Annotated in this window: 18 protein-coding genes; 10 read left to right on the forward strand and 8 right to left on the reverse strand. The window is 69.2% G+C overall.

Annotated elements, in window-relative coordinates:
* The first annotated feature begins 4 nt into the window (after window positions 1–4).
* From OG349_RS16935 to OG349_RS16950, 4 genes are all read left to right on the forward strand, one after another.
* Window positions 5–820, forward strand: a complete 816-nt coding sequence (locus OG349_RS16935) for a class I SAM-dependent methyltransferase (protein ID WP_327235400.1) — start codon at window positions 5–7, stop codon at window positions 818–820.
* On the forward strand, window positions 817–1,323 hold the full coding sequence (locus OG349_RS16940) for a nucleoside 2-deoxyribosyltransferase (RefSeq protein ID WP_327235401.1): 507 nt from the start codon (window positions 817–819) through the stop codon (window positions 1,321–1,323). The genes OG349_RS16935 and OG349_RS16940 overlap by 4 nt, the downstream gene beginning before the upstream one ends.
* A 63-nt stretch (window positions 1,324–1,386) precedes the next feature.
* Complete coding sequence (locus OG349_RS16945; protein WP_327235402.1) at window positions 1,387–2,034, forward strand: hypothetical protein; 648 nt, start codon at window positions 1,387–1,389, stop codon at window positions 2,032–2,034.
* Window positions 2,031–3,092, forward strand: a complete 1,062-nt coding sequence (locus OG349_RS16950) for a nucleotidyl transferase AbiEii/AbiGii toxin family protein (protein WP_327235403.1) — start codon at window positions 2,031–2,033, stop codon at window positions 3,090–3,092. The genes OG349_RS16945 and OG349_RS16950 overlap by 4 nt, the downstream gene beginning before the upstream one ends.
* A gap of 1 nt (window position 3,093) precedes the next feature.
* On the opposite strand, the gene OG349_RS16955 is transcribed toward OG349_RS16950, so the two are convergent.
* A complete protein-coding gene (locus tag OG349_RS16955) occupies window positions 3,094–4,116 on the reverse strand; it encodes a helix-turn-helix transcriptional regulator (RefSeq protein ID WP_327235404.1) in 1,023 nt (340 codons plus the stop codon).
* A gap of 109 nt (window positions 4,117–4,225) precedes the next feature.
* Between OG349_RS16955 and OG349_RS16960 the strand changes: the two genes are divergently transcribed.
* Window positions 4,226–4,966, forward strand: a complete 741-nt coding sequence (locus OG349_RS16960) for an NIPSNAP family protein (protein ID WP_327235405.1) — start codon at window positions 4,226–4,228, stop codon at window positions 4,964–4,966.
* A gap of 34 nt (window positions 4,967–5,000) precedes the next feature.
* Here OG349_RS16960 and OG349_RS16965 read toward each other — a convergent pair whose 3' ends face one another.
* Window positions 5,001–5,783: a polysaccharide deacetylase family protein gene (locus OG349_RS16965; RefSeq protein WP_327235406.1), complete on the reverse strand. Its 783-nt coding sequence runs from the start codon at window positions 5,781–5,783 to the stop codon at window positions 5,001–5,003.
* Between the two features lie 347 nt (window positions 5,784–6,130).
* Here OG349_RS16965 and OG349_RS16970 point away from each other — a divergent pair, with 347 nt between their 5' ends.
* Together OG349_RS16970 and OG349_RS16975 are read left to right on the forward strand one after the other, a co-directional pair.
* Window positions 6,131–7,723 (forward strand): alpha-1,2-mannosidase, encoded by a 1,593-nt coding sequence (locus OG349_RS16970; RefSeq protein ID WP_327235407.1) that lies wholly within the window; start codon window positions 6,131–6,133, stop codon window positions 7,721–7,723.
* Between the two features lie 134 nt (window positions 7,724–7,857).
* Window positions 7,858–8,820, forward strand: coding sequence for a DUF4232 domain-containing protein (locus OG349_RS16975; protein WP_327235408.1), 963 nt, complete (start codon window positions 7,858–7,860; stop codon window positions 8,818–8,820).
* Window positions 8,821–9,552: 732 nt separating this feature from the next.
* Here the strand turns inward: OG349_RS16975 and OG349_RS16980 are convergent.
* Together OG349_RS16980 and OG349_RS16985 are read right to left on the reverse strand one after the other, a co-directional pair.
* The gene (locus tag OG349_RS16980; RefSeq protein ID WP_327232586.1) at window positions 9,553–10,050 is read right to left on the reverse strand and encodes an HAD domain-containing protein; all 498 of its coding nucleotides are present in this window, start codon (window positions 10,048–10,050) and stop codon (window positions 9,553–9,555) included.
* The gene (locus tag OG349_RS16985; protein WP_327232585.1) at window positions 10,047–11,300 is read right to left on the reverse strand and encodes an IS256 family transposase; all 1,254 of its coding nucleotides are present in this window, start codon (window positions 11,298–11,300) and stop codon (window positions 10,047–10,049) included. Before OG349_RS16985 ends, OG349_RS16980 begins: the two co-directional genes overlap by 4 nt.
* A 314-nt stretch (window positions 11,301–11,614) precedes the next feature.
* On the opposite strand from OG349_RS16985, the gene OG349_RS16990 reads away from it, so the two are divergent.
* Window positions 11,615–11,806 carry a hypothetical protein gene (locus tag OG349_RS16990; protein WP_327235409.1) on the forward strand — a complete coding sequence of 64 codons (192 nt, stop codon included), beginning with the start codon at window positions 11,615–11,617 and terminating at the stop codon, window positions 11,804–11,806.
* Between the two features lie 619 nt (window positions 11,807–12,425).
* Window positions 12,426–12,860, forward strand: a complete 435-nt coding sequence (locus tag OG349_RS16995; RefSeq protein WP_327235410.1) for a DUF6228 family protein — start codon at window positions 12,426–12,428, stop codon at window positions 12,858–12,860.
* Between the two features lie 356 nt (window positions 12,861–13,216).
* Here the strand turns inward: OG349_RS16995 and OG349_RS17000 are convergent, their stop codons facing one another.
* Window positions 13,217–13,714 (reverse strand): YfbM family protein, encoded by a 498-nt coding sequence (locus OG349_RS17000; protein ID WP_327235411.1) that lies wholly within the window; start codon window positions 13,712–13,714, stop codon window positions 13,217–13,219.
* A gap of 62 nt (window positions 13,715–13,776) precedes the next feature.
* Window positions 13,777–15,351, reverse strand: coding sequence for a cryptochrome/photolyase family protein (locus OG349_RS17005; protein WP_327235412.1), 1,575 nt, complete (start codon window positions 15,349–15,351; stop codon window positions 13,777–13,779).
* A gap of 276 nt (window positions 15,352–15,627) precedes the next feature.
* On the opposite strand from OG349_RS17005, the gene OG349_RS17010 reads away from it, so the two are divergent.
* Window positions 15,628–17,301 (forward strand): esterase-like activity of phytase family protein, encoded by a 1,674-nt coding sequence (locus tag OG349_RS17010; protein WP_327235413.1) that lies wholly within the window; start codon window positions 15,628–15,630, stop codon window positions 17,299–17,301.
* A gap of 103 nt (window positions 17,302–17,404) precedes the next feature.
* On the opposite strand, the gene OG349_RS17015 is transcribed toward OG349_RS17010, so the two are convergent.
* Window positions 17,405–18,004 (reverse strand): hypothetical protein, encoded by a 600-nt coding sequence (locus tag OG349_RS17015; protein WP_327235414.1) that lies wholly within the window; start codon window positions 18,002–18,004, stop codon window positions 17,405–17,407.
* 321 nt (window positions 18,005–18,325) lie between these two features.
* Window positions 18,326–18,916, reverse strand: coding sequence for a TetR/AcrR family transcriptional regulator (locus OG349_RS17020; protein WP_327235415.1), 591 nt, complete (start codon window positions 18,914–18,916; stop codon window positions 18,326–18,328).
* Between the last annotated feature and the right edge of the window lie 195 nt (window positions 18,917–19,111).

Raw genomic sequence — 19,111 nt, forward strand, 5'->3', positions numbered from 1 at the left:
TCGGATGAATCCCAGCACCGGCACCGGCACCGGCACCGGCACCGGCACCAGCACCAGCACCAGCACCAGCACCAGCACCCAATGGAAGGAGACAGCCGGCATCGCCGACGGTTTCGACGCGTACGACGACCTCCCCGAGCGCCTGATCGGCTACCCCGCCGTCTTCGGCGCGGTGGGCATCGGCTCGCCCGGGGTGCGCACCGTCCTCGACTACGGCTGCGGGCCGGGGAAGGTCGCCGCGCGCATCGTCGCGGCGTCCGAGGCCGTCCGCGTCGTGGCGGCGGACATCGCCCCGCGCATGCTGGACATCGCGCGCTCCCGGCGTGCGCACCCGCGCGTCAACTACCAACAGATCGACAGCGGCAAGCTGTTGTCGCTCGCCGACCACTCCGTGGACGCGGCCCTGTCGTGCTATGTCTTCATCAACGTCGGCGAACTCGCCGTCCTGCGCGAGATCGCCACCGAGATCCACCGCGTCCTGCGGCCCGGTGCCCGTTACGCGGTCCTCGACACCAACCCCGCCACCACGGGCGTCCGCTTCTCCACCTTCCGCAGCGGGGAGCCGGGCCGTACCTACCGCGCGGGCGAACGCCGGCAGGTCCTGCTGGACCAGCCGGGCGGAGCCCCGCCGCTGGAACTGGTCGACCACCACTGGCCGCGCGAGACCTATCTCGACGTCCTCGGGGAGGCCGGCTTCACGGACCTGCGCGTCGAGGAGCCCGTACTCGCCGATCCGTCCCGGCTGCCCACCCCGGCCGGCGACACCCCGGCGGAAGCGACTCAGCCCCCTTTCCTCATCGTCACAGGAGCAAAACAATGACCACCACAACCACAGGCGCCACCACCACAGCCTCGCGCAGGACCCGCAGCGTCTTCCTGGGCGGCCCCTTCAAGGCCCTGGTCGACGCCGACGGCACCATGGACACCGAGGCGCGGGCCCGTATCGAAGCCGTCATCGACCGCCTGGAGAAGGAGGGTTACCAGGTCCACAACGCCCACCGCCGGGAGTCCTGGGGCGCGAAGTTCCTCACACCCGACGAGTGCACACGCCTGGACTACGACGAGATCGCGGCCAGTACGGTCTTCGTCGCGTTCCCCGGCAGCCCCGCCTCACCCGGCACCCACATCGAGATCGGCTGGGCCTCCGCCCTCGGCAAGCCGATCGTCCTGCTGCTCGAAGAGGGCCAGGACTACGCCTTCCTGGTACGAGGCCTCCACACCGTCGCCGACGTCACGTACCTGACCATCGGGGACACCGAGTCCCTGGCGGCCCAGGTCATCGACACCGTGGACCACCTGGCAGACAGGGCCGACCAGGCCTGACGCCCGTCTCATGCCAGGCATATCCGAATGCGGGTCCGGGCCGGGGTGGGGCATCCTGTCCCGGTGTACGAGAGCCATGTGACCGTGCTGTGCGACGGGGACGAGCTGGGCAGGCTGGAGCGGTGGGCCGCGCACCGCAGGGGTGTGAAATTCACCCACATCGAGTTGGCGCGGGGGCGGACCACCTCGCAGCCGATGCTGACGCTGCGCGGGACGCGGCCTTCGTACGACGCCGAGTTGACGGCCGTACGGAACCTCGCGGAGCTGCTGGCCGGGGACGGATTCGCGGTGGCGCGGGTGAAGGTCGAGTGCGTGCCGTGGGCGGCGGAGGTGCCGCAGGACGACGCCGACGTACGGGCGGCTGCCGGAATGCCGACCACGGTCGGCGGGCACGACGGACACGGCGGGCGGCACTTCGAGCACCATGTGAAGTTGCTGCTCGATCCGGCGTACGACCGGGAAGCCCTGGCCGCTCTCGCCGTACGGCACGGAGCCCACGTCTCGCGGAACGCGCGGAGGCGGCGGAAGGACGGCCGGGAGGAGCGCTTCGTCACCCAGCGGTGCCACGGGACGGGCGCCGAGCATGCGCGACGGGTCCTGGAAACACTGCTCTTGGAGCTGCGGGTGTACGAAGTGGTGGACGTGGAGCGTGAGTACGTACTGCTGGACAGCGGTCCGGGCCTGGACGAGGGGTGGTTGGAGTCGGCATGAGCGCGGAACACGACAGCGAGGAGAGCGCCGCCCGGTGGCGGGACGCGCAGGCGTCCTTGGCGGCTACGCCCTGGGGGCGCTCCGCGTCGGAGGTGCCCAGGACACTGCTGCGGGTGAGGGACGCCAAGGCGGTGCAGAAGGCGGTGTTCGATCCGGCCCTCAAGCAGTTCCCGAACGCCTTCCGGGCGTCGGACCCGCTCTTCTCCTCCCCCGACGCGACGCGGGCGTGGCAGACCGCCCGGTCAGGGGTGCTCTCCTCCGTACGGGACGGGGTGGCCGCCTCGCCCTGGGGACGGTCGCTGGTGCTGCGCGGCAGCGTGTTGATGGCCCTGTGGTTCGGCGAACAGGCCCGGGAGCCCGGTGATCTGGACTTCGTGGTCGTCCCCGCGTCGTGGGGAATGGACGAGGAGCGCACCTCGGAGCTGCTGGCCGGTGTCGCGGCGGCAGCCGGGGCGGAGGCCGCGCGGCGCGCGGACGGCGTCCGGATCGACGCCTCCGGCGCCGTGTGCGAGGACATCTGGACGTACGAACGGGTGCCGGGGCGCCGCATGATGCTCCCCTGGCACGCACCGGACACCCCGGGCGGGTGGATACAACTGGACTTCGTCTTCGGCGAGTCACTGCCGGAACCGCCGGAGCCGATCCAGCTGCCGTCCGGCGGGCTCCTGTACGGCGCCTCTCCCGCCCTGTCCCTCGCCTGGAAGGTGATGTGGCTGGTCAACGACGTGCACGCGCAGGGCAAGGACCTCTACGACGCGGCCCTGCTGGCCGAACGGCACACACTGCCGAACACACTCCTCCAGGAAGTGTTCCGGCTGGGCGGGGAGTGGCCGGCGTACGGGCGGGAGCGGGTACTGGGTGAGGACGTGGCCGAGGCGCTGCGCTCCGTGGAATGGGACCACTTCGCCGACGAGTACCCGCAATTCGCGGGACGGGAGGGGGAATTCACAACCCGGCTGCGGGAGGCGCTGACGCCGACGTTCGCCGACGATCCCGCCGAGCCGGATGGTCCGGATGGTCCGGATGGTCCGGATGGTCCGGGCGGGGCAGTTGCCTGAACTACAGGCTGTCGCGTTCGAGGCTCGATCTCGGTCGCACCATATCGCCCGCGTCTCCATAGGTCCGCGCGAGTGCCCGCACCGCGTCGGCCATGGCCCGGCGCAGGTCTTCCGGTGCGACAACCTCGACGTCGACGCCGAGTCGTAGCAGCTCGCCGCGCGCGTGCTCGGTGCTCTCCGTCGGAATGACCGCCTCGGTCCAGCCGTCACCGCCGACCGGCGTCGCGGTGGCGGCGAAGGCCCGTACCACCTCAGGAGAGACGTTGGCGGCCAGCCGCTCGCGGCCCCTCGGCGACAGCCGGATGGTCGCGGTGCCCGTGTAGCGACGCGACGCGAAGTCGTCCAGGTAGGACGCCCAGTAGTCACCGAGGACGAAGTCCTCCGGCCGTTCGAAGCGCTCGTCGCTCAACGCCGCGTCGAGGACCTGGCTGATCCGGTACGTGGCGGTACGGCGCCCCGCCGCTGCCACCACGTACCAAGTGCCGGACTTGAGCACCAGACCGTAGGGGCACAACCGGCGCTCCACCTCCTGCGGTTCGCGCCAGCGGCGGTACCGCACGTCCACCGCCCGCCGGCCGAACACCGCGTCCATCAGCAGGGGCAGGTACGGGGTCTCCTCGGCCTCCCGGTACCAGCCCGGGGCGTCCAGGTGGAACACCGCGTCCGCCCGCGTCGCCTCGTCGCGCAGGGCGGCGGGCAGCGCGGCCAGCAACTTCAGCCGCGTCGCGGCCACTTCCCCGGCGAGCCCGAGATCGGCGGCGGGGGCCGGGAGTCCGGCGAGGAACAGCACCCTGGCCTCGCCTTCGCTCAACCCGGTGAGACGGGTGCGGTAACCGTCGAGCAGTTGGTAGCCGCCGGTACGGCCCTGCTCGGCGTAGACCGGGACCCCGGTGGCCCGCAGGCGGTCCAGGTCGCGGTAGGCCGTACGTACGGACACCCCCAACTCGGCGGCCAGCCGCCGGGCCGACATGCGGCCACGGGTCTGGAGCAGGAGCAGCGTCAGCAGCAACCGGTCGGCGGGCATACGACGATTCTGCCCCGGAACACTGACATGCCCTGGCGCACCTGGGTCCTACCGTCGTGGCAGGGGCCGGTCCGACCGGCCGCCCGTACATCAAAGAACGGATTCCGCTGTGTCCAGAACCGAGCCCGTCCGCCACCCCACCGTGATCGAGCTGCGCCAGTACACCCTGCGCCCCGGCCGACGGGACGAGCTGATCGAGCTGTTCGAGCGGGAGTTCGTCGAAACGCAGGAAGAGACCGGGATGATCGTCCTCGGCCAGTTCCGCGACCTCGACAACCCGGACCGTTTTGTCTGGCTGCGCGGTTTCACGGACATGGAGGCCCGGCGGGAGGCGCTGTCAGCCTTCTACGGCGGGCCGGTCTGGGCCGCGTACGGTCCCCGGGCCAACGCCACCATGGTCGATTCCGACCATGTCCTGCTGCTGCGGCCCGCGCCGGCCGGGCGCGGCGTCATGAGGGTCCCGTCCCAGCGGCGGCAGCCGGGCGCCGAGGCACCGGACCGGTTCGTGGCCGCCGCGCTGTGGTACTTCCCCCCGGGCACCCACGACGGCAGCGCACTGATCCAGGACCGCCTCGTCCCCCTCCTGGGGCAGACAGGGCCCGCTCCCTTCGCGGTCCTCACCACGGAGCCGGCCACCAACACGTTCCCCCGGCTTCCGGTCCGTACCGGGGAGAACGTCGTCGCGGTCCTCACCTCGTACCCGGACGAGAACGCCCACCGCCGCCACCTCGCGGACACGGCGGCCCATGCCCTCGTACGGAACGAGATTCTTCCGGACATCGAGCGAGCGCGGACCGCCGCCCCCGAACTCCTGCGGCTGGCGCCCACGGTCCGCTCACTCATCCGTTAGGGACGGCGAGAACGCCACTCCGCGCGAGCCGCGTTCACCGTACGGGGAAACCGAAGGAGTACCCCTGCTCCCGCAGCCAGGGCAGCACCTCGCGCAGGGCCGCCACGGTCTGGGAGCGGTCGCCGCCCGCGTCGTGGAAGAGGACGGTCGGACCTTCGGTGATCTCCCTCTGGACGGTCGCGACCATCGTGTCCACGCCGGGGCGTTCGAAGTCCTTGGAGTCGACGTTCCAGCCCAGCGGCCGCATCCCCCGGGACGCGGCGAGCTGCCGGCTGTACGGGGTGAAGGCGCCGCCCGGAGCCCGGTAGTACTGCGGCCGGACGCCTCCGGACGCCTCGGTGATCATGCGCTCGGCGTCCAGGATCTGCTGGGACTGGTACGCCTCGGACTTGGTGTCCATGGTGGTGTCGTGCGAGACGGTGTGGTTGCACAGCCGGTGCCCGGCCGCCACGACGTCCTTGACCAGGTCCGGGTACGCCTTGGCCTGCGTGCCCACCATGCAGAAGGTGGCCTTCACATGGTTGTCCTTGAGCAGTCGCAGCACCTGGGGCGTCCAGGCCGGGTCCGGTCCGTCGTCGATGGTGATGTTGACGCCCTGGGGGCCGCGGTCCGAGGCGTGCGCGATCTCCGCCGCCACCTTGGTCACCGTCCGGCCCTCGGCCCCGGCGTCCGGCGCCGAGACACGTGCCTGCGGCTTCGACGCGCCGGCGGGGGCGGCCTGCACGGTCCACATCGAGGTGGCGACGGCCGCCGCCGTCACCCCGAGCGCCGCCGCGAGAACCCGGCTGTGCCATCCCATTCGCTTGTGCCGCGCCATGTCCGCCCGCCCTTTGCTGTGTCCGCCCGCTGACTCCGCCGATGCGGTGCACTCCTGCCATGCACCCCTGCCGTGCACCCCTGCCGTGCACCCATGAGGACATACGAACGCCCCGGCAGGCTCCCTGTGTTACCGATCACAGACGAACCCGCAGAGGCCCGGCGACAAACGGAGGAACCCCGCGACAGACAGGGGGCCGTCCTGGCGCTGAGGGCCGTCCTGGCGCTCCGGGCCCGGGCGGCGCCGGGGCGTTGTCAGTGGGTGCCGGTAGCTTTTGGGTATCCGGGGACGGAAGTGGTCCACGGATCGTCAGCACAGGACGCCTGCTCGCTTACTGAGGGACGCTCATGGAACCGGTCTTCGCGGATTTCTCCACCACTCCGGCGCAGTTGTCGAACGCCGTCGTGGGGTACCACCGGTGCGGAGTCGCGCCCTCGCACCTCGCGGTGGGCTCCGACGGATACATCAAGCTGGACTTCAACTTCACGACGGAGGGACGCGAGGAAGCCGCCGGGGCGGTCCTCACTGTGACGACCCTCGGCGCGAGCGTTCCCATGGACGTCCTGCTCAACGGCAAGACGGTGGCGGAGGGAGTCACGTTCGCCGAGGCCGACGGACACGACGCTCCCCTGGGCACGGACCTGTCCGTCGACAGGATCCTGTCCCTCCCGGGCGAACTGCTGACGCCCGGCGACAACCTCCTGGAGATACGGAGCCCCGCCGGCGAGGAGGGCCTGCTCCGGGTGGCCGCCATCACCCTGGACCCCGCCGAGGACAGCGGCAGGGCCCGGCGCGCCCTGGCGGCCAGGGCGAGCACGCGGTCGGTCTTCGCGTTCGACACCGAGCAGCGCCCGGTCGACTCCACGGTGTGGCAGCCCCCCTCGCGCCTGCTCTTCCACCTCGACCGGGGCGACCGCGCGGTTCCCGCGCAGCTTTCCTGGCGCGGGACGGACGGCGCGGAAACGGCGATAGCGCTACGGGCCGACATGTCCGGCTTCCACGGACACCACCGGGCCGCCGACGGCGCGCTCGGTGAGTTCCGGGGCGTACTCACCGACCGCTGGGCCTACCCCGAGGGCACCACGGACGGGCCGCTGCACCGGTTCTCCACCGAGGAGGGCCGGGACGGCGACTGGCGTCCCTCCGGTGAGCTGCGCATCCTGCTCGACGACGGCCGGGGGGCGCCCGTGGAGCGGGTGACCTGGACCGACCGGCGCGGGAACGCGGCGTCGGTCACCCTGGCCGCCGCCGTCCCGAAGGCGGACGGCCCTGCCACGCCCGGCGAACTGCGCGACATCACCGACACGGTGACCAGTGTCGAGGCGAGCGACGAGTTCGAGGCCGGCGGGGAGATCGCGCGGAACCTCCTCCGCACGTCCCGGAGCAAGTGGCTGGTGCACGACAACACGGCCGAACTGGACTTCACCCTCCGGCGCCCCGCCGCCGTAGCGTCGTACCGCCTGACCACCGCCAACGACTCCCCGGACCGCGATCCCCGGGACTGGCACCTCCAGGGCTCGCACGACGGCGGTACGTGGACGACGCTCGACACCCGTACCCGCGAAGGCTTCACCCACCGCTTCGAGACGAGGGACTTCGTCTTCGCCAACACCACGTCGTACCGCCGCTACCGGCTCCGCATCACCGGCAACGCGGGCGGCGACGAGATCCAGCTCAGCCAGGTCCAACTCCTCGCGGGCGCCGGCAAGGCCCCCTCGGCCACCGCCTCCGACTTCATCGGCTACTACGGGGCGGCCGGAGAGCCCCCCACCGGATACCGGGGTACGACCGTCCCCGGACCGGAGTCCGGCGCCACGGGCGAGCAGGAAGAAGGCCCGCGCGAAAGGCTGCTCGCCGCCGACCTGACGGACACGGCCCAGGACTTGAACAGCGCCGCCCGCCTCCTGGGCAAGCTGGCGGACTACCTCCGTACCTCCTGAACGAGGTCGGCGGGGCCGGGCGGGGCCAGGCGGGGGCCAGAGGGCAGGTCCCGCCCCCACTTGTGACACCCCTGTGACCCGGAGTGTGACCTCTACCACGCGCGTGGGGCCAACTCCCCGATGAAGATGACCGGATGAGCCGACGACCCGCCCCTCTCCGCCCGCGCCTCGCCGCGACCGCGCCCCTCCTGGTGGCCCTCGCCGCGATCGCCCCGCTGCTCGCGGCCTGCGGGTCGGAGAGCGCGGGCGCCGGGAACACGGGTGCGGGCGCGGCCGGATCGTCGACCCGTACGCAGATCGCCGATCCGGGCATGGACGGGGTACGGATCACCTCGTTGACCCTCCCGACGCCTTCCCCCTCGCCCACGGACGACTACTCCGTCTCCGCCGACAGGCTCCCCGGGGACGCGGGGATCTCCGCCGCCTACGAGGTCACCAACGACGGCACCGAGACCCTGACCTACTCGGTCATCTTCACCTTCATGAGCGGTGACGGCGGGTCCATGGGCAACGAGACCGTGACCGTACGGGACGTCGCCCCGGGGAAGACCGTGCGGGGCACGGTCCGGGCCGATCAACTGCCGTCCTCCGCACCGCTGGTGACCGGAGCCAAGGTGTTCCAGGTGCTCAAGGTCCCCGCCGACGAGGCACCGGCCGAGCCCGGCACCTGTCCCCCCTCCGGGATCCGGGTCAGCACCGACCAGGGCGACGCGGCCATGGGACTGCGCGTCGTGGGCCTGCACCTGGACAACTGCGGTACCGGCACCTACACCGTCGAGGGCTACCCCCTGCTGGAACTCCTGGACGACAACCGCGAGCCCGTCACCGGCATCAAGATCCTCGACGGCAGCGGCGAGATCACCACCGGCGCCGGCCCCGACGAGCAGCCCCGCCCCGTCACCCTCAAGCCCGGCGAGTCGGCGACCGCGGGCCTGGTCTGGCGCAACACCACCCAGTCCGGCACACCCGTGAACGTCCCGTACGTACGAATCCGCGCGAAGACCGGCGCCGCCCCGGTGATGGTGACCCCGGGCCTCGACCTCGGAACCACCGGCAAGCTCGGCGTCAGACCGTGGAAGAAGACGGAGCTTCAGTAGGTTCAGTAGGTCTTGTCAGATCATGTCGTGGCGCCTCCACGGCCTGCGCGCCAGTAGATCAGCATGGATTCAGCCCTGAACACTGACCGCGCTGTCGCCAACTATTTGCCAGACCAAGTCCCCGCAAGCGCTCCCTGCTGGCATGCCTCTCACAATAAACGGCCTCGCTGGGACCCTAGGACGAGCACATATTGGTACGCCCCTCGCCCGACGGCCGAGGCGCCGAACCGGAAGGCCGCCGGGAGCGCTCCGCGAGACGATGTGCGGCTGACAACTCCTGTGCAGTAGCGACGTACTGGTCGACAACGCAGGCGTACTGCTGCCGGACGGCAAGACAGTGCTCCCAACAGTCCCATGATTGGAGTGGCGGCGTGGCTGCTACCGCTTGCCTGGTGATGTGGTACGTCCGGGCGAGCAAGCGCGAGGGCCTGGTCGTCAGCCAGAACTTCTGAGTCCCCCCGAACCTCGAAGAAGATCCGCCCTGCCCGGACAACAGAAGACAATGCTGAAAATCCCCTGCCAGGTAAGCACCAGGCCGACCACGACAACCATGGGGTATGTGTTCCTGGGGCTCCACCGCTCAGGCGGCGGAGGGTCTGCTGGGACAGAGGGCTGTGGACCGCCCAACTGCGGCTCCGCCATTCACGTGCGTTGTCTCTGTGAGGCAGTATCGGCATCTGCATCTCGTCAGGGGAGTAATAGTCAAATCCTGTGGATCTTCGCGGGTGAACCTCAAGCCAGCCGCAGCCATTGATCAAGGATCCCGAAGTCCTGGTCGGTGAGGCCGCGGGACGACGCGACGTGATGGAGGAGGGCCGGCGCGGGGTGGTGGGTGGATACCCAGTCGCGATCGGCGTCGGTGATCTCGTCGTCGACCCAGGCGAATGGCCGTTTGTCCGCCCACTCCACGAGGGTTCGGGTTTTCCAGTGGAGTCCGAACCATTGGTCTTCGCGTTCGTGGGAGGCGCAGGGTTCCGGCCAGTTCACGACCGGCAGGTGCGGCAGGCCGAGCCGTGGTGCCAGCTCGGTGTTCGCCTCCTCTTCCCAGGTTGTGGCCCAGACCAGGTCGCACGGCAGCGCCGTGAGCCGCGGCCCGACCTGCGGATCGAGCCGCGCCAGGTGTGAGTCCGATGCGGTGCCCGATGGCTCGCGCTGTGGGCCGTCGCCGAACGGCAGGAGCGGCCCGTCGACGTCCAGGAAGAGCAGTGGACGGTTCCCGCGCGCGGTCACGCTGCGCTCACCTCGGGACGTTCGACGAGGTGGCCGTTCTTGAACGTGGCGCCGTTGCGGACAAGGGCGACGAGGTGAGGTGCGGTGATCGCGCGCCAGCGGGCCTGGGCGGACTCGGCGAGCTTGAACACCATCGCCAGGGCTGCGGCCGGGCTGCCGGCGCCACGGGTGACCCGGGTCCTCAACTTGACGGTGCTGAAGGTGGATTCGATTGGATTTGTCGTTCTGAGGTGCACCCAATGTTCGGCAGGGAAGCCGTAGAACGCCAGGAGTTCATCGGTCTCGTCGATGACCTTCTTCACCGCCTTCGGCCACTTCGCACCGTAGGTCCGCTCGAACTCCTTGACGGCCTTCTCGGCGTGGTCGCGGCCCTCGGCGTTGTAGACCTCCTGCAGGGCCTTCTTGGCGCCGGGCTGTGCGGACTTCGGCAGCGCGTTCATGACATTGCGGACCTTGTGAACCCAGCACCTCTGGTGTCTGGCCTGCGGGAACACCTCAGTGAGAGCGCGCCACAGACCCATCGCACCGTCACCGACGACGAGCTCGGGGTCCCGCATGCCGCGCCGCCGGCAGTCACGCAGCAGGTCGGCCCAGGACTCGGTGGACTCGCGCAGGCCCTCGGCGAGCGCGATGAGTTCCTTGCGGCCGTCCGTGCGCACGCCCATGAGGACCAGGACGCAGGAGCGGGCCTGGCCGAGGCGGACCTTGGGATGCACACCGTCCGCCCACACGTAGACGTAATCGGACTCCGACAGGTCGCGGGCCTGGAAGGCGGCGTGATCGTCCTGCCACTGCTTCGTCAGACGCGTCACGGTGGCCGGGGAGAGCCCGGCCGAGCTGCCGAGGAACTGCTCCATCGCGGGCACGAAGTCACCGGAGGACAGTCCGTGCAGGTAGAGCAGGGGCAGCACCTCGCTGATCTTCGGCGACTTCCGGCACCAGGGAGCCAGGATCTGCGACGAGAACCGCTTGCGCTCGCCCGTCTCGGTGTCGACGCGCTTGTCGTTCACACGCGGTGCCTTGACCGGGACCGGCCCGGCGGCCGTGGTCACTGTGCGCTCGGCGTGGTGGCCGTTGCGGACCACAAGCCGGCGCCCCTTCTCGTCGCGCTGGTCGGTCAACTCCGCTATGTATTGGTTGACTTCGGCCTCCAGGGCCGCGGCGAGCATCCTCCTGGCGCCCTCGCGGACGATGCCGTCCATGAGGGAGCCGCCCTCGGTAGTTCCGTCGTTGTTGACTACGCTGAGCACGGGCGTACCTTCCCAACCCGCGCGCCAACGCGGGCCTACTCGATGACCAGAAGTCGATCACTCGGGAAGGTACGCCCTCCGCGTTCCGCGAGGCACCCTTCTCAAGGTCGATCCACAGGTCTTGAGCATTGCTCTCGTCAGGGCTGACACGTTTCCTAGCTCGTAGGGACTCCGTACCGTGCCAGGGTCGTAGAACCTTCGCGGCCTTGTGTCAGGGGCCACTTCTCCCGGACAACTGGTCGGCGAGACCGGATATCTCGGCCGGGACTCTCAGCGGTCCCGAATCGTCGCGGACACCGATCACGAGACTCTGAGTGAGCCATGAAGTCTCCTGGCCTCAAACAGCCAACAGCCGGACGCATGTCGTTGCCGGCGACGGTGAACTCGGAGTGCCAGAGCACGCGCCGTACAACCGGCCCGTCATGACCGTGCTGGCAGCGGACATCCCACGCACACGCGGATCCCGATCAACTGTCCGCAGTGGTGCCGCCGCAGCCAGATCCTGAAAGAGCACGTCCCGCACCGCTACAAGGAGGCACTTGGGATGGCACCTACGACTCGGATCAGCGTCGGGCCTCGAGCTCGATACCAACCGCTACAACACCGGTTCTGCACTGGCCGCCGCCGAACAGGCCCTTGCCATCTGCTCTGTGGGAGCCATCGCGCAGTTCGTCTTCGCCCTACCCCATACGCCGGGCACCCGGGGATCACCGCAGCCAGCCTCATCAACCTGGCCGTCCAGCTGAACAACCCTCACTGCGACTTCGTCGGCCTGCGCGCCCTGCTGGGAGGAGTCCTGGATGCAGGGCCTGTTGGCCCTTGTGCTCTACCGCAGCTTTCTGATGGATAGGGGCAGCGATCCGACCCTCGTCCTGCCTCTCTCTGTTCCCGATGCATCCCAAACGGGTGGCCGGTATCGAGACCGAGGCTGATTCCACATGTTGACGCGTAGCACGAACTGCCCATCTGCCCTGGGCGGCACAGAAAGGACCGTTGGGCACCGAATTCCGCCAGTCGATAGCCATAGCGGACGATCATGCACCGAGTGGCGGCTGTGGCCCGTACCTGGGGCAGCGCAGGGAACTGCGGTTGGTCATCGACTCCCACGACTTCTAACCTGCTCGAATGATCGAAGATGGCCCCGCGGTACGCGTGGGAGACCCCGGACCGAGACCAGTCCACCTGCTCTTCTCCGAGCCGACCAGACCGTTCGGGGACGACCCCACACTCGACTTCCTCGTGCAAGCTCGCGGGCAATGGGTGAGCGTCGAAACCCTGGTGCGGACGTGGGACGGCGACAGCCTCGACACCTTCCTTTCCTCGCTGGCCGAGGACTTCCGGGGCTGGGAAGGAGCGCGCGTCTGGCGCTCTCTGGAGCACGACCTGACAATCTCGGCGGAACACCGCCCGGGCGGCTACGTCCACCTGACGTGGGGCATCCACGACCGGCCTCCGTCCGAGGAGTGGCACTTTGAGACCACCACCGTGCACGCAGCCGGCGAGGAGATGCGAAACCTCGCCGCCGAGATACACACGTTTTTCACGAGCATGGTCGAGTAGCTGCACCACCACCACGTGAGACAGCCTCTAAACCGTCCACCCCGCGAAGGGAAGCACCAATGAACCCACACGACTCCGGGATCGCGAAAGACATCGGACAGACAGTGCCCGAAGCCGGTGTCCGGCACGTCCATACGAAGCGATCTGGGCAAGTGCAACCAGCCGCATAAGTACCAGTGATTCCCAAGCGCAGAGCGCGAGTTCGATTCTCGTCACTCGCTGAGCCCTACCTCCGCCAGGCGACGGGCGGCCTCCGGCACCCAGGCTGGTTCCCTCATCGGTGATCACCGCTGCATGTCAGCGCCGACCGAGCCTTTTCGATCAGACCTTAGGAGACGTGAGTGGTCCTCAACGCGTCAGTCGAGCCAGATCAGCATCGCTTCGTCCGCTGCGGCGGCCGCTTCGAAGAACCGCGTCAGGCCGTCGTACCAAGGGCGCCCCCACTCAAGCGCTCCGGGCTCGTCCCACCCCAGGGGATACACCTCGGCCCTGGTGAGGTCATCGGGATCGACGCCGGCGATGAGCCGCTCGTACGAGAGGGCGCGAAGCGTTTGCGCCGCGAACCGGACACGGTCGGGCCGCAGGTAGCGCGGCGGGCCGTAGCCCCAGTCGTGCCCTTCGGCGAAGGACTCCTCACCATGGATCACGTCCACGGGAGCCTCGGCACGCCCCAGCAGGAAGCGGAGCAGGTCCCAGGCCTTGTACGTGCTGAAGTGGCGCGCCCCGGCCGGCGCGGGCTCCGACTCCTCGGAGTCCTGGACTTCCTCGACGTGGTCCAGCGCCCAGTCAGGGTCCCGGATCGCTCGGTTGAGCTCGGCAGCGGTCACGCGTACGTACTCACCGATCATGCTCATGGGTGAAGGCTAGGCGCGGCCACTGACAACGGCGCGGCGCCGGCCGGTGGGTGGGCGGGTGGTCAGGGGGGTGTGTCGCCTCGCTGCTTTGTTGTGTTGAGGAGTTCCGGGAGGTCCTTGAGGCGGTCCAGGCCCTTTACCGCCTGCGCCGTGCGGGGGTTGGTGGACAACGGGGCGCGGTGGCGGTGGAGGAAGGACCAGTAGCCCGTTGTGTAGGGGCAGGCCTGGGGGCCCGTGCGGTGGGCGGGGGTGTAGGGGCAGGGGGCGCAGAGGTCGCTCATCTTGTTGATGTACGCGCCTCCGGAGGTGTACGGCTTGGTCGTCATGAGGCCGCCGTCCGCGTACTGCGACATGCCGATGACGTTGGGAAGCATGACCCAGTCGTAGCCGTCGACGAAGCAGCGGTGGAACCAGTCGGTGACCGCCGCCGGGTCCCAGCCGTCCTGGAGGGCGCGGCTGCCCAGGACCATCAGGCGGGGGATGTGGTGGGTCCAGCCGGTGTCCCGTACCTGAGTGAGCACCGTGGAAAGGCAGTTGGCCGCGACCGCGTCCGCGTCGAGGTCCAGGAACCAGTCCGGCAACGGCGTGGCGTGGTGCAGTGTGTTGCGGTGGCGGTAGTCCTCGCCGAAGTGCCAGTAGAGATGCCAGACGTACTCGCGCCAGCCCGCGATCTGCCGTACGAAGCCCTCGACGCTGTTGAGGGGCGCGGCGCCGGTACGGTACGCCCGCTCCGCGCGCTCCACGCATTCCGCCGGGTCCAGGAGACCGAGGTTCAGGGGTACGGACAGCAGGCTGTGGCTCATCACCGGGTCGGCCGCGAGCATGGCGTCCTCGTAACGGCCGAAGTCCGCGAGCCGGTGGGTGAGGAATCGCCGCAGCGCGGACAGCGCCTCGCGGCGGGTGGCCGGGAAGCGGCGTGGTCCGTCACGGCCGACGAAGGAGACGTCGCCGTCGCGCTCCCAGCGGTCCAGGTCGTGGCGGACCTCGTCGTCGATGGCGTCCTCGCGGGGCTGCCACGGGCCCCGGACGTCGAGCGTTCGTTGTCCGCGCGGCGGCGGTTCGCGGTTGTCATGGTCCAGGTTCCACCGGCCGCCGGCGGGTTCGTCGCCGTCCATGAGCAGGTCGTGCCGTTCCCGTACCCAGCGGTAGAAGCCCTCCAGCCGCAGGCCCTTCCCGCTGCCCCGGCCGGCCCACTCGGCGAAGTGGTCGTGGCTCACCAGGAAGCCCCTCGCCGGCAGGATCTCCACGTCCTCCCGCGCGGCGGCGAAGTCCAGCGCCCGGCGGGAGGTGGGGTGGTGGACCGTCAGCCGGGGGCGGTGGTCCGAGCGGTCCGTGTGCCGGTGGTGAGTGCCCGGGCGGCGGTGGGATGTCTGTTTTCCGAGGGCTCGTTCGAGGCCCTCCGCGTACGTCTCGGCACGGATGTACGTGACCCGGTCGCCGAGTTCGGCCGCGCGGTGCCGCATCGCGGAGAGGATCAGGTGGGCCTTGGCGCGGTGGAAGCGGCGCCGGCGCAGTACCGAGCGCGCCTCGATCATGATCAGTGGGGCGTTGGCGTCGGGGCCGCCGTGGCGGGGGTCGAGGAAGTGCGGGCCGAGCTGGTCGCCGAAGAGCCAGTGGGGGCGTGTGCGTGGGGTCATGAGGTACCGCCTCTCCGACTCGCGGCTTTTCGCTTATGGCTTTTGGCTTTTGCTTTTGGCTGATGACCTTCGTCTTTGAACTTACGGCCGCACCCCGCATCCCAGCCTGTCAGGCCGCGCGTGGCGCCCGCCGCCGACACTCCGTGGGCCGGTGGGCGTACCACCCTGGGTGCCCTGACCGGCGGCGCGGCCTGCTTCACTCCTTCGAATCGTGGGTTCACCCGGGTTCACCCTGCCGTCGGCCCGGCGTTCACCCGCGAGCGCGAGGTTCAAGCCATGACTTCAAGCCCCTTCTCTCGCAAACGCACCCGGATCGCCCTCGCCATCGGCGCCACCGTCGCCGTCGTCGGCGCGGGCACCGTCGCGGCCCAGGCCTCCGGCTGGCTTTCCGGCCCGTCGCACGACTTCGGCGCGGTCGCCGACTCCTTCTCCGGTCACGGCAAAGTGACCGGAAACGTTCTACGGAACGACTCCGGCGCGACCGCCGTCGTACGGAACACCGATCCGTCCGACGGTACGGTGACGGTCGGCGCGGACGGCTCGTTCACGTACACACCGAAGGCCGGCTTCACGGGTACGGACACCTTCACGTACACGACGACCGACGCGGTGCAGCTGTTCAAGGACGCCGGCGCGAACGGCGCCCCCCTGCCGCCGCTCAAGGAGGTCGCCGGGCCGAACGGCACCACCACCAAGATCTCCGGCGAGGGCTTCGGCTCGTCGCTCGCCCCGGTGCCGGGCAGGCCGGGCCACTTCTACGGCCTCACCGACCGCGGCCCGAACGCCGACGGCCCGGACGGCAACAAATCCGAGATGCTGACCGACTTCACCCCGCAGATCGGCGAGTTCAAGCTGGTCGACGGCAAGGCTCAGCTGGTCAAGCAGGTCACACTGAAGGGGCCGAAGAGCCTCGGCGGTGTGAAGTACAGCGGCCGTCCGCCGCACGACACCAGCGAGGTGATCAGCGACGTCGACGCGACCAACGCCAACGGCGGTACGCCCACCCCCGTCGCCAGGGACGCGTACGGCTACGACTCCGAGGGCCTGGTGGCGCTGCCGGACGGCACGTTCTGGGTCTCGGACGAGTACGGGCCGTACGTCACGCACTTCGACGCGAAGGGGTACGAGCTGGGCCGGCTGACCCCGTACAGGAACAGCCCGGACAACGCGTCCCACAAGATCGTCGGGTATCTGCCGGCCGAGCTGGCCAACCGGGTCAAGAACAAGGGGATGGAGGGCCTGACGGTCACGCCGGACGGGTCGACCCTGGTGGGGATCATGCAGTCCGCGCTCCAGCAGCCGGACCTCGGCACCACGAAGGCGGCCGGCGTCGCGCCCGCCCGTATCGTCACGGTCAACCTGCGGACGTACCAGTCCAAGCAGTACCTGTACCTGCTGGACAACCCGGGGACCACGGGGAGCGCGAACAGCGAGATCACCGCGCTGTCCGGCACGAAGTTCCTCATCGACGAACGTGACGGCAATTTTGAGCCGTTCGCGCAGAAGACGCTGTACGAGGTCGACCTCAACGGCGCCACGGACGTCAGCGGCCTGACGCTCGGCGGCAAGTCGCCGGAGGCGTTCGTGGGGGCGGGTACCACCAACGCGGCGCTCGCCGCGCTCACCGGCGCCGGCGTCCACGTCGCGCAGAAGCAGCCGTACCTCAACGTGGGGACGCTGGTGAGCCAGCTCGACCCCACGGGCAAGTTCTTCGCGCACGACAAGGTGGAGGGCGTCGCGACCGCGAACGGCGGCAAGACGCTGTATCTCTCGAACGACGACGACTTCGGCATCGACACCATCGTGGTCGACCCGGACGGCAAGTGGACCATCCACCAGAAGGTGCTCCCGCCGACGGGCCGGACGGACAACGCCGAAATCCTGAAGGTCGACACGACGAAGCTGCCGGCGGTCCTCAAGACCGTGAAGGTGACGGTCCGCGTGCGCTGACGGTCCACCAGAACGCCCGGCCGGGAGGACCCGGCCGGGCGTTCTGGTGAGCTGCTGTCGGCGTGGCTTCCGGGCCGCCGCCGTCAGGTCAGGTCAGGTCAGGTCAGATCGTCGGTGTCTCGTCGACGACCTCCTTGTGCGGTTCGACGACGAACTTCCAGCCGTCGCTGGGCTCCAGGAACCGCACGCGGGTCGGGTAGATGTCCAGGGCGCGGCGGTCGCGGTTCTGGGTGCTCGTGCCCTTGCGGCCGCGGGCCGGCTCCTCGAAGAGGTCGACCTTGACGTCGGGCACCGCGGCGACTTCCTCGCTCCAGCGCTGGACAACCCCCACGCCGAACGCGTCCCGCGCGGCGGAGTAGAGCGCGTCCAGGGATTCCTTGGTGCCGTTGGGCACGAAGAGGGCGAGGTTCAGGAGAACGCCGGCGCTCTGGAGGACCTCGATCTCCTCCCCCGCCTTGTCGGCGACCCAGATCCCGCGCTCCTCGGCATTGTCCGGGAGGACATGGCGCTCCTCACCGAATACCGTCCTGGTGGTGAAGGACCCTCCCTCAAAATTCTTACCCGGCTCTGTGAGGAAAGCCGGGGCGTAGCAGTCGAGAGGAAGACCATCCATCTCCGCCGAAACAAAGATGCTGTCTTGGAGGCCCAACTCCGAAACCTCTTCGGCCGTAAGACGTCGAGCCGTTACCTTCTCGGTATTCACGCCATTCCCCTTTTTTCGAGGCGTCCTGTAAACCCGTCAAGACTCTACCACGAAACGAGGGGACAGTTCCCATTGCGCACTTCTCGGGCCGAGGCAGATCTCAGGTTTCTCCACCGATTTTCTCCTTCGGCGGGGGGAGGTGGATTTTCATTCGCCCGGTGGCGATTCCTGGCGATCCAGGGCGTCAAATGCCCGGTCAGGACTGCTTACTTGACCTGTCGGCGGTCCACTTGCCGCCATTCGGACAAATCCTTTCGCATTTCGCACGAGGAGTGACCTCGCTTTATCTCCGGGCGCTTTCGCATACGGTTCCCGCCCGGTTCAATTCTGTCGGCGCAGTCCCGCGATGAGCAGGCCGATCAGTCGGCGCGAGTCGTAACGGGGATTGTTCCCGGCACCCACACAGAGACTGGCGACGCCCCGCAGAAGCTCATACACGTCCTGGCCGGGCCGGATTTCCCCGGAATCGACGGCGGCGTCGAGCAACCGGGTGCATACGGGCACCAGCCGGTCGAGGAAATAGGAGTGGAGCGGATCGAAACAGGGATCGTCCGACTGCAATACGGCCGCGAGTCCGAGCTTGGTGACCAGGAAGTCCACAAAAAGGTCGATCCACAGTCCCAGGGCCGCGTGCGGGGTCACGCCGGACGCCAGGAGGTCGGGGCCGGCCGCCGCGAGGGCTTCGACCTGGTGGCGGTAGACGGCGACGATGAGGTCCGCCCGGGTCGGGAAGTGCCGGTAGATCGTCGCCGTACCGACGCCCGCCTCGGCCGCGATGTCACGGATCGGCGCTTCGACCCCGGACTTGACGAAGACCGCGGCGGCCGCGTCGAGCAGGGTCTTCTCATTGCGCCGGGCGTCCACCCGCTTGGACCGGGTCTTCGACCCCGTGTCCCGATCGCTGTCGCCCATCGCTCCCCGTCGCTCCCTACCGCGCCCTGTCGGTCCCGTCGGTCCCGTGACGGTCGGTCCCGTGACGGTCGGCCCCGTGACCGTCGGTCCGTACAGGATTGATAAACGGTACACCGTCCCGTATCTTCGACCCCACCCTGCGGAAACGGGACAGCGTCCCGTTTCTACCTCCCGCGCGGAGCTGTTCCGTCCCCG

This window comes from Streptomyces sp. NBC_01317, assembly GCF_035961655.1.
Classification (GTDB): Bacteria; Actinomycetota; Actinomycetes; order Streptomycetales; family Streptomycetaceae; genus Streptomyces.

Excerpts from the sequence above, each read along its gene's own strand:
- OG349_RS16955 (WP_327235404.1), bottom strand. The coding sequence starts at position 4,116 with ATGCCCGCCGACCGGTTGCTGCTGACGCTGCTCCTGCTCCAGACCCGT.
- OG349_RS16975 (WP_327235408.1), top strand. The coding sequence starts at position 7,858 with ATGAGCCGACGACCCGCCCCTCTCCGCCCGCGCCTCGCCGCGACCGCG.
- OG349_RS16950 (WP_327235403.1), top strand. The coding sequence starts at position 2,031 with ATGAGCGCGGAACACGACAGCGAGGAGAGCGCCGCCCGGTGGCGGGAC.
- OG349_RS16995 (WP_327235410.1), top strand. The coding sequence starts at position 12,426 with ATGATCGAAGATGGCCCCGCGGTACGCGTGGGAGACCCCGGACCGAGA.
- OG349_RS16935 (WP_327235400.1), top strand. The coding sequence starts at position 5 with ATGAATCCCAGCACCGGCACCGGCACCGGCACCGGCACCGGCACCAGC.
- OG349_RS16965 (WP_327235406.1), bottom strand. The coding sequence starts at position 5,783 with ATGGCGCGGCACAAGCGAATGGGATGGCACAGCCGGGTTCTCGCGGCG.
- OG349_RS16940 (WP_327235401.1), top strand. The coding sequence starts at position 817 with ATGACCACCACAACCACAGGCGCCACCACCACAGCCTCGCGCAGGACC.
- OG349_RS17010 (WP_327235413.1), top strand. The coding sequence starts at position 15,628 with ATGACTTCAAGCCCCTTCTCTCGCAAACGCACCCGGATCGCCCTCGCC.
- OG349_RS17005 (WP_327235412.1), bottom strand. The coding sequence starts at position 15,351 with ATGACCCCACGCACACGCCCCCACTGGCTCTTCGGCGACCAGCTCGGC.
- OG349_RS17020 (WP_327235415.1), bottom strand. The coding sequence starts at position 18,916 with ATGGGCGACAGCGATCGGGACACGGGGTCGAAGACCCGGTCCAAGCGG.
- OG349_RS16970 (WP_327235407.1), top strand. The coding sequence starts at position 6,131 with ATGGAACCGGTCTTCGCGGATTTCTCCACCACTCCGGCGCAGTTGTCG.
- OG349_RS17000 (WP_327235411.1), bottom strand. The coding sequence starts at position 13,714 with ATGAGCATGATCGGTGAGTACGTACGCGTGACCGCTGCCGAGCTCAAC.